This is a genomic window from Streptomyces sp. RGM 3693 (assembly GCF_050471125.1).
Taxonomy (GTDB): Bacteria; Actinomycetota; Actinomycetes; order Streptomycetales; family Streptomycetaceae; genus Streptomyces.
Genome location: NZ_JBMPPQ010000002.1, coordinates 972851 through 985494, shown reverse-complemented (window position 1 = coordinate 985494; position 12644 = coordinate 972851). Strand labels below are relative to the sequence as shown.

At 72.1% G+C, this 12644-nt stretch carries 8 protein-coding genes and 1 pseudogene; 4 read left to right on the top strand and 5 right to left on the bottom strand.

What is annotated here, in order from left to right:
• Positions 1–48: 48 nt before the first annotated feature.
• Positions 49–834 carry an SDR family oxidoreductase gene (locus tag ACO0M4_RS21785; protein WP_430372516.1) on the top strand — a complete coding sequence of 262 codons (786 nt, stop codon included), beginning with the start codon at positions 49–51 and terminating at the stop codon, positions 832–834.
• 316 nt (positions 835–1150) lie between these two features.
• Positions 1151–2677 carry a sodium:solute symporter family protein gene (locus tag ACO0M4_RS21780; protein ID WP_430372515.1) on the top strand — a complete coding sequence of 509 codons (1527 nt, stop codon included), beginning with the start codon at positions 1151–1153 and terminating at the stop codon, positions 2675–2677.
• A 48-nt stretch (positions 2678–2725) separates the two neighbouring features.
• Here the strand turns inward: ACO0M4_RS21780 and ACO0M4_RS21775 are convergent, their stop codons facing one another.
• Positions 2726–3847, bottom strand: coding sequence for an ADP-ribosylglycohydrolase family protein (locus ACO0M4_RS21775; protein ID WP_430372514.1), 1122 nt, complete (start codon positions 3845–3847; stop codon positions 2726–2728).
• 485 nt (positions 3848–4332) lie between these two features.
• Here ACO0M4_RS21775 and ACO0M4_RS21770 point away from each other — a divergent pair, with 485 nt between their 5' ends.
• Positions 4333–4587 (top strand): hypothetical protein, encoded by a 255-nt coding sequence (locus ACO0M4_RS21770; protein ID WP_018538657.1) that lies wholly within the window; start codon positions 4333–4335, stop codon positions 4585–4587.
• A gap of 66 nt (positions 4588–4653) precedes the next feature.
• On the opposite strand, the gene ACO0M4_RS21765 is transcribed toward ACO0M4_RS21770, so the two are convergent.
• The 3 genes from ACO0M4_RS21765 to ACO0M4_RS21755 all read right to left on the bottom strand — a co-directional run bounded on the left by ACO0M4_RS21765 (position 4654) and on the right by ACO0M4_RS21755 (position 8953).
• Complete coding sequence (locus ACO0M4_RS21765; protein ID WP_430372512.1) at positions 4654–7302, bottom strand: bifunctional FO biosynthesis protein CofGH; 2649 nt, start codon at positions 7300–7302, stop codon at positions 4654–4656.
• A gap of 200 nt (positions 7303–7502) precedes the next feature.
• Positions 7503–7904: a VOC family protein gene (locus ACO0M4_RS21760; protein ID WP_430372510.1), complete on the bottom strand. Its 402-nt coding sequence runs from the start codon at positions 7902–7904 to the stop codon at positions 7503–7505.
• 224 nt (positions 7905–8128) lie between these two features.
• Complete coding sequence (locus tag ACO0M4_RS21755; RefSeq protein WP_430372508.1) at positions 8129–8953, bottom strand: TIGR03619 family F420-dependent LLM class oxidoreductase; 825 nt, start codon at positions 8951–8953, stop codon at positions 8129–8131.
• A 264-nt stretch (positions 8954–9217) separates the two neighbouring features.
• Here ACO0M4_RS21755 and ACO0M4_RS21750 point away from each other — a divergent pair.
• A pseudogene (locus tag ACO0M4_RS21750) lies at positions 9218–10735 on the top strand (CehA/McbA family metallohydrolase).
• A gap of 93 nt (positions 10736–10828) precedes the next feature.
• Here the strand turns inward: ACO0M4_RS21750 and ACO0M4_RS21745 are convergent.
• Entirely contained in the window at positions 10829–12415 is a 1587-nt protein-coding gene (locus ACO0M4_RS21745; protein ID WP_430372506.1) for an APC family permease, read from the bottom strand.
• Positions 12416–12644 lie beyond the last annotated feature (229 nt).

The window sequence follows — 12644 nt, the reverse complement described above, 5'->3', positions numbered from 1 at the left end:
ACACTTCGTCAGATGCGGGACGTGGGCCGGCCGGCAGGAGGGTGCCGCATGCTGCTGCGCGACAAGACCGTCATCGTCTCCGGGGTCGGCGCCGGACTCGGCCACCAGGTCGCGGCGGCGTGTGTACGGGACGGCGCCCGGGTCGTGCTCGGCGCGCGTACCGAGCGGAACCTCGCGGCGACGGCGGCCCGGATCGACGCGTCGGGCGAACGGACGGCCTGGCGGGCGACCGACATCGGCGACGAGGCGCAGTGCACGGCGCTGGCCGGGCTGGCCGTGGCGCGGTTCGGCGGGATCGACGCGGTGATCCACGTCGCGGCACTGGACAGCCACTTCGGCGGTCTGCGGGACGCCGACTTCGACGCCTGGCAGCGGGTGGTGGACATCAACCTCTTCGGCACGCTGCGGATGACCCGCGCCTGCCTGCCGGCGATGACGGCGGACGGCGGCGGCTCGGTGGTGATCATCGGCACCCAGTCGTCGGTGGCCGCACCCTCGCAGGTGCAGCAGGCGGCGTACGCGGCGTCCAAGGGTGGGTTGGTGTCGGCGATGTACTCGCTGGCGCAGGAGGTGGGGCCGGACCGCATCCGGGTCAACACCGTGCAGCCGGGCTGGATGTGGGGCCCGCCGGTGGCGGGGTACGTGCGGCACACCGCGCGGGCCGAGGGGGTGCCGGAGTCCGAGGTGCTGGGGCGGCTCACCCGGCGGACGGCGCTGCCGGAGCTGGCCACCGACGCGGACGTGGCGGAGGCGGCGGTCTTCCTCGCCTCGGACCGGGCGCGGGCCATCACGGGGCAGTCGCTGCTGGTGAACGCGGGCGAGTTGATGCGGTAGCGGCCGGTCGCCGTCGTGCGGCCGTACGGGCCCCGGCCCGTGCGGCCGCTTTTTCGTGCCTGCCGGGGGGGACGAGTCCGGGCGCCCGGGCAGGGTCGGCAGGACTCCGCGCGCCGCTCGCTTCCGTTCGCTTTCGTTCGCTTCTTTGACCTGTGTTCATATCCATGACCGTCAAGACCCTTGACCGGCAGTCGCACCGAACGGTTCAATCCCCGGAGTTCCCCGCTCCTGAGCGGGAATTCGGCACCGCAGGACCGCGTCACGACGAAGCGCTTCCACATCTGGAACGTTCACAGGGCGGACCCCTGGAGGGGACATGAACAGTCTCGACTGGGCCGTACTCATCGGCTACTTCGGCGTGATGGTCGCGATCGGGGTGTGGTCGCACCGGCGCGTGGCGGACGTCAGCGACTTCTTCACCGCCGGGGGGCGGATGCCATGGTGGCTGTCCGGCATCTCGCACCACATGTCCGGCTACAGCGCGGTGATGTTCACCGGATACGCGGGCATCGCCTACCAGTACGGCGTCACCTCCTACGTCACCTGGTCCCTCCCGATCGCGGTCGGGATCGCCATCGGCGCCCGGCTGTTCGCCGGCCGGCTGAACCGGCTGCGGTCCCGACTCGGGGTCGCCTCACCGCTGGAGTACCTCAAGAACCGCTACGACCTGCCCACGCAGCAGGCGCTCGCCTGGTCGGGCGTCCTGCTGAAGATCGTGGACGTGGGCGCCAAGTGGGCGGCGATCGCCACCCTGTTGTCGGTCTTCACCGGGCTCTCCCTCCACCACGGCATCCTCGTCACCGGGGTGATCACCGGCATCTACTGCACGGTCGGCGGGCTGTGGGCGGACGCCCTGACCGAGCTGGGGCAGTTCGTCATCCAACTGCTGGCCGGGGTCGCGATGCTGGTGACCGTACTGGGCCGGCTGGGCGGCGTCAGCGGGTTGTGGACGGTCTGGGACCGGCTGCCGGACGGGCGCACCCAGCCGACCGCGGGCCCGTACACCCTGACCTTCCTGCTCGCCTACCTCTTCATCAAGACCTTCGAGTACAGCGGCGGGATGTGGAACCAGGCCCAGCGCTACATGGCCACCCGCAACGCCCGGGAGGCGCGGCGGTCGGCGCTGCTGTCCGCGGCACTGTGGTTCGTCTGGCCGGCCGTCCTCTTCTTCCCGATGTGGGCGGCGCCGCTCCTGGTGACGACCGACAAGCCGGACGCCTCGGACGCGTATGCGCTCCTGACCGAACGGCTGCTGCCGCACGGGCTCTTGGGGCTCGTCGTCGTGGGCTTCTTCTCGCACACCATGGCCATGTGCTCCTCGGACGCCAACGCCATCGCCGCGGTCTTCACCCGGGACATCGCGCCGGCGGTGTCGGCGCGGGCCCGGGCGTGGTCGCACCGGGCCGGGCTGGTGGCGGCGCGGCTGTCGACGGTGTGCTTCCTGGCGCTGTCGATGGCGGTCGCGACGCAGGTCGACTCGCCGGCCTTCAAGGACATCATCACCGTCGTCATCAAGTGGGTGGCCGGGCTGGTCGGGCCGGTGTCCATCCCGTTCCTGCTGGGGTTGGTGCCGGCCTTCCGCCGGTCCGGGCCGACCGCGGCGCTGGTCTCCTGGGCGGCCGGGCTGGGCGCGTTCTGGCTGACCAACTACGGGCTGGCCGGCGTGGAGTTGCAGGTGCAGATCGTGGCGCCGGTGGCGACGTCGCTGGTGCTGTTCACCCTCCTCGGCCTGCTGCGGCCGGAGCCGAGCGACGCGCGGGACGCCCTGTTGGCCAGGATCAACGACGACGGCGAGGAGGAGGACGGGGCGACCCGGTCGGCGGCGGTGCCCAGCGGGGCGTGACGGCGGGGCGTGACGGGGTGGGGGGGGGTGGCCGCGCGCCCGGGGGAGTCAGGCGCGCGGGTAGCGGGCCAGCCAGCCTGCTGCGGAGCCCGCGGGGCCGTGCAGCACGGGGCCCTGGGTCATCTCCATCGCGAAGTCGTCGGCGAGTTGGAGGATGGTGGAGCGGCCCTCCAGTTCGACCAGCCAGTCCGGGGGGAGGGCGGTCTCGCCGTGCAGGGCGCCCAGGAGGTTGCCGCAGATGGCGCCGGTGGAGTCGCTGTCGCCACCGTGGTTGACGGCGAGCAGCAGACCGTGCCGGATGTCCTCGGCGACCAGCGCGCAGTACACGCCGATCGACAGGGCCTCCTCGGCGGTCCAGCCCTCGCCCAGCGACTCGACCCGGGCGGGCGTCGGCATGCCCTGCCGCACTGCGCCGAGCGCCCGCTTGAGGGCGTCGGTGGTCTCCTCGTGGCCGGGGCGGGTGGCGAGGTGGGCCAGGGCCTTCTGGACGGCGCCGTCGAGGTCCTCGCCGCGCGCCAACGAGTGGCTGATCACGGCGAACGCGCCGGCCGCGAGGTAGCCGGTGGGGTGGCCGTGGGTCTGCGCCGCGCATTCGACGGCGAGTTGGAAGACCAACTGCGGTTCCCAGCCGACGAGCAGGCCGAACGGCGCGGATCGCATCACCGCACCGCAGCCCTTGGAGTTCGGGTTCTTCGGCGCGTCGAGGGTGCCCATCACCTCGTCGCCGAGGCCGCTGAGGCAGGCCCGGCCGGGGGCGCGGCGGGCGTAGAGCCACTCCTCGCGGGCGAGCCAGCCGTCGTCCTCCTTGCGCTCGTCGGGTCCCCAGTCGCGCTGGGTGGCGGCCCAGCGGAGGTAGGCGCGGTGGACGTCGGTGGGCGGGTGCCAGGCGCCGGTGTCGCGGCGGACCTGGGCGCGGATCAGGCCGTCCACGGTGAAGAGGGTCATCTGGGTGTCGTCGGTGACCGCACCGCGCCGCCCGAAGGCGGGGACCAGGTCGGTCACGCCGTCTTGGCCGTGCGCCTCGTGGATCGCGTCCAGCGAGTCGAACTCGACGGCGGCGCCGAGCGCGTCGCCGATGGCGCCGCCCAACAGGCAGCCGCGCACCCGGCTACGGAAGTCCTGCTGTTCGGCGCGGCCCCAGATAGCGGTGCTGCCTGCCGCTGCGTTCATGCCGAAACCCCGCTCCGCTCGGGCCCACCTTCGCCCGGCGCGCACCGGTGAAGAGCCCTCCCCCGGCCTTCGGTGCTGTGCTCGGTCACTGCGCCCTCCCGACGCTCAGACGGTCCGGGGCCTTGCGGACACCCCTGGCGCAGCACTGTATCGACCGGGAATGATCGAAACTGGGCCGGGTTTGTATCAGGTTCGTATCTTGAGGTGACAGGTGGAACGGCCCCCTGCCCGTCCCTGCTCCGCGAGGCCCCATGACTTCGCCCACCACCGCGGCCGCGCCGGGCACCGCCACGCGCTGCGCCGTACTCGACGTACGAGGGGTACTTCCGTCAGGCCGTGGAGGACATCGCGGCGTATCTGGCGGGGGAGCCGGTCCGGAAGTTGGGGTGCGGGGCCCGTCGGCCCGCGGCGCGGCCGGTCGGCGGATTTCCTCACCGGCCAGCCGTTCGATGATGGCCGCGCCGCCCACTGGGCATGCTCTCACCATGTCCGAGTACGAGTGGGACCGCACCACCATGGCCGTCGTCGCCTCGGCTCTGTCCGGTGACAGCGATGGCGCGGTGGAACTCCTCCGGCCGCTCCCCCAGCGCGATGTGTGCCATGTCGCGGTGCGGCTGGCCGCCATGGCCGCCGATGCGCTGATCGTCGCCGCCCAGGACGCCGGCGGCGACCGCGAGGAGGCGCTGTCGCAGTGGCAGCAGTGCATCCTCCAGCACGAGGCGGAGCACAGCGGGGAGTGACGCGCCGGCCCGGCCGGGCGGGGACGCCTTCCCCACCCGGCCGAGCCGGCACCGCGGTGCGGGCCGCTACTCCACCACCGGCAGCAGCTCCGGCAGGTGGCCGTCCGACGCCAGTGCGGCGGCCTGGCGCTCCGCGGGGACGTTGGCGTAGGTCGTGGTCCGGGGGCGGGCCGGGCGGCCGGCGAGGTCGGCGATGCCGATCAGGTCCTGGATGGAGCGGTAGGAGCCGTAACTCGATCCGGCCATCCGGGAGATGGTCTCCTCCATCAGGGTGCCGCCGAGGTCGTTGGCGCCGGAGCGGAGCATCTCGGCGGCGCCCTCGGCGCCCAGCTTCACCCAGCTGGTCTGGATGTTGGTGATGTGCGGGTGGAGCAGGATCCGGGCCATCGCCGTCACCGCGCGGTTGTCGCGGGTGGTGGGGCCGGGGCGGGCGATACCGGCGAGGTAGACGGGGGCGTTGGTGTGGATGAAGGGCAGCGTGACGAACTCGGTGAAGCCGCCGGTCTCTTGCTGGATCTCGGCCAGCAGCCGGAGGTGGCCGAGCCAGTGGCGGGGCTGGTCCACATGGCCGTACATCATCGTCGACGAGGAGCGGATGCCCAGCTCGTGGGCGGTCTTGATGACCTCGACCCAGGTGGCGGTGGGGAGTTTGCCCTTGGTGAGGATCCAGCGGACCTCGTCGTCGAGGATCTCCGCGGCGGTGCCGGGCAGGGAGTCCAGACCGGCGGCCTTGGCCTCGCTCAGCCACTCCCGGAGGGACAGGCCGGTGCGGGTCGCCCCGTTGACCACCTCCATCGGGGAGAAGGCGTGCACGTGCATGCCGGGGACCCGTTCCTTGACGGCGCGGGCGATGTCGAAGTACGCCGTGCCGGGCAGGTCGGGGTGGATGCCGCCCTGCATGCAGACCTCCACCGCGCCCACGTCCCACGCCTGCTGGGCGCGGTCGGCGACCTGGGAGAGGGAGAGGGTGTAGGCGTCGGCGTCCGTGCGGCGCTGGGCGAAGGCGCAGAAGCGGCAGCCGGTGTAGCAGACGTTGGTGAAGTTGATGTTCCTGGTGACGATGTAGGTGACGGCGTCGCCGACCGTGGCGCGGCGCAGGTCGTCGGCGATCTGGCAGAGCGCGTCCAGCGCCGGGCCGTCGGCGTGCAGCAGGGCGAGCGCCTCGGCGTCGGTGAGCTTCGTCGGGTCGTCGGCGGCCTGGGAGAGGGCCTGCCGGACGTCGGCGTCCAGACGGGAGGGCACCATGCCGGGCGCGGCGGCCTCGCGCAGCGCCTCCCAGTCGCCGTACACCTCGTCGAAGTCGTCGCGGCGGTCCGCCGTGCGGCCCTCGGTGTCGATGGTGCGGTGCAGGTCCGTGCGGCCGGAGGAGACGAACCCTTCGTCGGGCTCCTGCCAGGGGTGGCCCGTCACCACGGCGTCCTCCCGGGCCAGGCCGGTGGCCGGGTCGGCGAGGGCGGTGACGTGCGGCAGCAGCCGCGGGTCCAGCCAGGGCTCGCCGCGCCTGACGAACTCCGGGTAGACCGCGAGGCGTTCGCGCAGCTGGAAGCCCTCGGTCGCGGAGTGCTCGGCGAGCGTGTCGATCTGGGGCCAGGGGCGCTCGGGGTTGACGTGGTCCGGGGTGAGCGGGGAGACGCCGCCCCAGTCGTCGATGCCGGCCCGGAGCAACCGGCCGTACTCCCCGTCCACCAGGTTGGGCGGCGCCTGGAGGCAGGCGGTGGGGCCCATGATGTGCCGGGCGACGGCCACCGTGGCGACCAGCTCGTCGAGTTCGGCGTCGGGCATCCCGCGCATCGCGGTGTCCGGCTTGGCGCGGAAGTTCTGCAGGATGAGTTCCTGGATGCCGTGGTAGGCGCGGGAGATCCGGCGCAGCGCGAACAGCGACTCGGCGCGCTCCTCGTAGGTCTCCCCGATGCCGATCAGCAGGCCGCTGGTGAACGGCACGGAGCTGCGTCCGGCGTCCTCCAGGACGCGCAGCCGCACGGCGGGCTCCTTGTCCGGCGAGCCGTAGTGCGGGCCGCCGGGCTCGCTCCACAGGCGCTCGGCGGTGGTCTCCAACATCATGCCCATCGACGGGGCGACGGGCTTGAGCCGCTGGAAGTCCGTCCAGGACATCACGCCGGGGTTGAGGTGGGGCAGCAGCCCGGTCTCCTCAAGGATGCGGATCGCGATGGCGCGGACGTAGGCGATGGTGTCGTCGTACCCCTCGGCCTCCAGCCACTCGCGCGCCTCGAGCCAGCGCTCCTCGGGCTTGTCCCCGAGGGTGATCAGGGCTTCCTTGCAGCCGAGTTCGGCGCCGCGGCGGGCGATCGCCAGCACCTCGTCGGGGGACATGAACATCCCGTGGCCGGCCCGGCGGAGCTTGCCGGGGACGGTGGCGAAGGTGCAGTAGTGGCACTTGTCGCGGCACAGACGCGTCAGCGGGATGAAGACGCTCTTGGAGTACGTGATGACGCCGGCGCGTCCGGCGGCCTCCAGTCCCGCGTCGCGCACCCGGGCCGCCGAGGCGCACAGGTCCACCAGCTCCTCGCCGCGCGCCTGGAGGAGCACCGCGGCCTCGGTGACGTCCAGTGCCACGCCGTCCCGGGCCCGCTTGAGTGCCCGGCGCATCGCGTTGGCCGTCGGCCTGGGGGCCGTCCCGCTCCGGTCGGCCCCGTCCGATACCTGGTCAGATCCCCGGTGGGAGCCCTGGTCGGATCCCTGCGCGCTGGAAGTCATGCCCCCGAGCATACGAGCGACTGCTGACATCTCCGCGACTGGATCCGAGGCGAACGGTGTGCTGCTGATCACGTTAAACGGAGGTTGTCTCCGCACGACTGGGGCACTGCCCGGAAGGCGGCCGCGGCATGCCTCGGGCCGGGTCCGGCATGCCGCGGGCCGGTCCGGCGGGGCCGGACCGGCTCGGTGCGCCACGATGGTCAGAGCGAGCTGAGCAGTTCCTCGGAGTAGGTCCGGGTCAGGAACTCCATGTTGTGGCCGTCGGGGTCGTCTACGTACACGCCCCGGCCGCCGTCGTGGTGGTTGATCTCCTGCGGCTTGGAGTGCCTCGGGTCGGCCCAGTAGCGCAGGTCGCGCTCCTGTATGCGGGCCAGGATCCCGTCGAACTCCTCCTCCGTCACCAGGAACGCATAGTGCGTGGCGACGAACTCCCTGCCGCCGGCGACGTGCTCGGCGTAGTCGAGGGTCACCCCGTTGTCCATCTTCAGCGCGGCGAACGGGCCGAACGCCTTGGGTTCGGGGGCGTCCAGCAGGTCGGCGAGGAAACGGGCCGAGGCGAAGCGGTCCTTGCTGTGCACGATCGTGTGGTCGAGGCGGGGCATGGCGTCTCCTTGGTCTCCGAGAGTTCGACGGAACTCCTTTGGGGAGGTAGGTCCCTGGTGCCTTCACCTTCGACGCTACGCCCGGCCGCACCGGGACGGATCGGTCTGAGGTACCGCTCCACGGGAGCGCACCGTACGCCGATGGCCCTAGGACCGGTCCGGTGGGGCAGGGTCGCGCTCTACGGGTGGGGGCACCAGGTGCGGCACTCGGGCCCGGCGCCCGGTCACAGGTACTGCGCGTAGTCGTCCAGGGTCCGCAGGACCTCCGCCTCACCGGCCGCCGGCAGCTGGAGGACCACCTCCCGCAGGCCCAGTTCCCGGTAGTGCGCCAGCTTCCCGGGCGTCGGCCGGACCGCGTACGGCACCACCTCCGGTTCGCCCGTGCGGCCGGCGTCCGCCCAGGCGCGCCGCAGGGCCGGGAGGGTCTCCGACAGGCCGCCGCCACCGATGGGCAACCAGCCGTCCGCGGTGGCCGCGATCTCCGCCAGGAGCTTGGGGCCGGCCGCGCCGCCCAGCAGGACGCGCGGTGCGCCACCGACCGGCTTGGGGTGGGCCAGGGAGGCCCGGACGGAGCCGAAGGGGCCTTGGTACGCGGTCGGTTCGTCGGCCCACAGGGCACGCATCAGCGCCAACCGGTCGCGGACCAGGGCACGCCGGGTCGTCCACTGCACTCCGTGGTCGGCCGCCTCCTCGACGTTCCAGCCATAGCCGACGCCGAGGGTGAAACGGCCGCCGGAGAGGTGGTCCAGGGTCGCGATCTGCTTGGCGAGGTCGACCGGATCGTGCTGGGCGACGAGCGTGATGCCGGTGCCCAGGCGGAGCCGCTCGGTGACCGCGGCGGCCTGGCCGAGGGCGATGAACGGGTCGAGGGTGCGGCCGTATTCGCGGGGCAGCGGCTCGCCCATGGGGGCCGGGGTGTCCCGGGAGGCGGGGATGTGGGTGTGTTCGGGCAGATACAGCCCGTCAAAGCCGCGCTGCTCCAACTCGTGGGCCAGCCGGACCGGCCGGATCGTCTCATCGGTCAGGAACAGGGTGGTCGCGATGCGCATTCTGGGGGTACCTCCGCGTCAGAAGTGGTCGGGCGTCGGGAGTGGTCAGGCAGGTGGAGTGACCGCATGGTGCCGCACCGTCCGCGAGTTATCCACAGGGCTTTCCCCGCGTGTCACACGCGCGTACAACAGTTTTCACAGCGCGCAACGGCGCAGGGACGGCACGAGCGCGACACGCGGCGGACGGGCGGCGCGGGCGCGCACCGCGTTCCGCGGCGGACGGGCCGCGGCGGGACGGGCACCGACGACTTAAAGGGGGCGGAGATGGAACGACGCGAGGTACTGAAGAGGTCGGCGGCCGCCGGCGCGGCGGGGGGCACTGACCCTCGGACGGGTGAGCTTCGCCGCGGCGGCGCCGCCCGCAGGGCCGGCCGGGGGCGGGCCGGCCGAGCAGAGCCGCACGGTCACCGGCCATCTGCCCGTCGGCGCACCCGACTTCGTCTACGTCCCGATCGACGTCCCGCGCGGCGTACGGGAGATCGCGGTCGCGTACCGCTACGACAAGCCGACCGTGCCCGACGGCACCGCGGGGAACGCCTGCGACATCGGCATCTTCGACGAGCGCGGCACGGCGCTGGGCGGCGCCGGCTTCCGCGGCTGGTCGGGCGGGGCGCGGACGGAGTTCTTCCTGCGGGCCGACGACGCCACCCCCGGCTACCTCCCGGGCCCGGTCAACGCCGGCACCTGGCACCTCGCCCTCGGCCCGTACACGGTCGCCCCGCAGGGCCTGGACTACGAGGTCACCATCACCCTGCGGCACGGCCCCCCGGGGACGACCCCGGCGCCCGTGCACCCTCCGGAGCGGGCCCGTGGCCGGGGCCGCGCCTGGTACCGCGGGGACAACCACCTGCACTCCGTGTACTCCGACGGCAAGCGCACCCCGGCCCAGATCGCGGCGCTGGCCCGGGGCGCCGGGCTGGACTTCCTCACCACCACCGAGCACAACACCACCGCCAGCCACCGCGCCTGGGAGGGGCTGTGGGGCGACGACCTCCTGATCCTGACCGGCGAGGAGGTCACCACCCGCAACGGCCATGTGGTGGCGATGGGCACCGACCCCGGCGTCTTCATCGACTGGCGCTACCGGGCCCGGGACAACGCCTTCGGCCGGTACGCCCGGGCCATCCGCCGGGCCGGCGGCCTGGTCATCCCGGCGCATCCGCACGCCACCTGCGTCGGATGCAGCTGGAAGTTCGGGCTGAACGAGGCCGATGCGGTCGAGGTGTGGAACGGCCCGTACGGCCCCGACGACGAGATCACCCTCGCCGAGTGGGACAACACCCTGGTCGCCCACTCCCGGGGCGGCGGCGCCTGGCTGCCCGCCGTCGGGCACAGCGACGCGCACCGCGATCCGGACGTGGTCGGCCTCCCGCAGACCGTTGTCCTGGCCGACGACCTCTCGCGCCGCGCCCTCCAGGACGGCATCCGGGCGGGCCGGGTGTGGATCGCCGAGTCCGCCGGGATCGACCTCGCCTTCGCCGCCACCGGCGAACGGGCGAACACGCCGGGATCGGCGAGCGCCTGGCGCTGCCCGGTGCGGCCGGGGTCACCGCCCGGCTGACGGTCTCCGGGGCCCCCGGCTGCACGGTCTCCTTCGTCACCGACCAGGGCCGCCGGCACACCGCACCACTGCCGCCGTCCGGGCAGGGCACGGTCACCTGGCGGACCACGCCGGACAACGCCGCCTATATACGCGCCGAGGTCCGCCACCCGTCGTCGGCGGCGGACCTCCCGGGCCCGATGGCGGCGCTCACCAATCCGATCTTCCTGGGAGGGGGGTAGCGCGGGACAGGCGTGGGGCGGGGTGGGGGTGGGGCGGGGGCGGGGGGGGGAGCCCCCCCAAGGGCCCCGAGCCCCGAGCCCCCCGCTCCTCCCCTACTCCTCCACCACCAGCGCCGGCGTGGCTCGGGTGAGCACCTCGCCGCGGAAGAAGGCCGGGCTGCGGCGCTGCATCACCAGCATGAGTACGACGCCGAGGAGTAGCAGGCCGACGCCGATGAGGAACACCGACCCGATGCCGAAGACCGAACTGCCCGACCCGTACGCCGGGTTCCACATGTCGATCAGCGTCTTGGCGAAGACCGATGCCAGCAGCACTCCGCCCAGCAGTGGGAAGACGCCCTTGAGGAAGAGGTCGCGGACGGAGTTGCGCAGCTCGCGGCGGAAGAACCAGGCGCAGGCGAAGGCGGTGATCGAGTAGTAGAAGCAGATCATGAGGCCCAGCGCGTAGATGGTGTCGATCAGCACGTTCTCGCTGATGAAGCTCATCACGGCGTAGAAGACGCCGGTGGCGACGCCGGCGGCGATGGTGGCCTGGCCCGGGGAGCGGAAGCGCGGGTGGATCTTGGCGAAGGAGGCCGGCAGTGCCTCGTAGGTGCTCATCGCCAGGACGGTCCGGGCGACCGGGATGAAGGTGGTCTGCAGGCTGGCGGCGGCCGAGGCGAGGACCGCGACGAAGAGCAGTACGCCGAGCGCGGTGCCCATGACGGGGTTGGCGAGGGTGGCGAAGACGTTGTCGGCGGTGTGCGGGTTGCCCAGGCCCAGGCCCTTGCCGCCGACGCCGGCGAACATCTGGGAGCCCACGGCGGTGAGCAGGTAGGAGCCGATCAGCACGAGCATGGCGAGCAGGGCGGCGCGGCCGGGCGTCTTCTCGCTGCCGGCGGTCTCCTCGTTCACCGTCAGGCAGGTGTCCCAGCCCCAGAACATGAAGATCGAGAGGGAGAGTCCGGCGGTGAAGGAGGAGAAGGACTTGACCGCGAAGGGGTCGAGCCAGGTCCAGGAGAAGTGCAGGGAGCCGGCGAAGTCGCCGGAGTGCGCCTTGACCACCGCCATCGCCACGAAGACGGCGAGGACGGTGAGTTGGAGGCCGACCAGGGTGTATTGGACGCCCTTGGTCGCGGTCATCCCGCGGTAGCTGATGGCGGTGGCGACGGCGATGAAGACCAGGCACGTCAGAACGTGGGCGATCCGGTTGTGGTCCAGGGCCGCGACGGTGGGTGAGCCGGTGAGTTCGCCGAGCAGGAGGTAGAAGAACGAGGTGGCGACGCCGGCCAGGTTGGAGAGCACGATGATCGTCGCGATCACCAGGCCCCAGCCGCACATCCAGCCGACCCGCGGCCCGAATGCCTTGACGGTCCAGGTGAAGGAGGTTCCGCAGTCGGGGACGGCCTTGTTCAACTCGCGGTAGGCGAAGGCGACCAGCAGCATCGGCAGGAATCCGGCCAGGAAGACGGCGGGCATCTGCACGCCGACCTCGCCGACCGTGGGGCCGAGCGTGGAGGTCAGGCAGTAGACGGGGGCGACGGTGGAGATGCCGATCACCGCGCTGCCGAGCAGGCCGACGGAGTTACCGCTGAGGCCCTTGCTCCGGGTGTCGCCGGAGCCACTGCGGGCGTTACTTCCGGTAGCGGAGACGCTCGTTACCGTGTCTCCGGCCTGGGGCCGGGGGTCAACCTGAACCATGAACAGGACGTTAAGCGCTGCTGTTTTCGTATCCGGAAGATGATCCTCCGGCCCTCACGGCTTCACTCCGCAGGAAAAATTGATGCCCCAGACACCTATTCACAAGAAAAATTCCAGTTGAACCTTGGACTTCACGGGCGCGACTGAAGTCTTCCGCATTGCGAGAACCGCAGCACCGTCCGTTTTGCCCCGGTTCAAAATTTTCCCGTCCGAATTTCGAACGTCACAC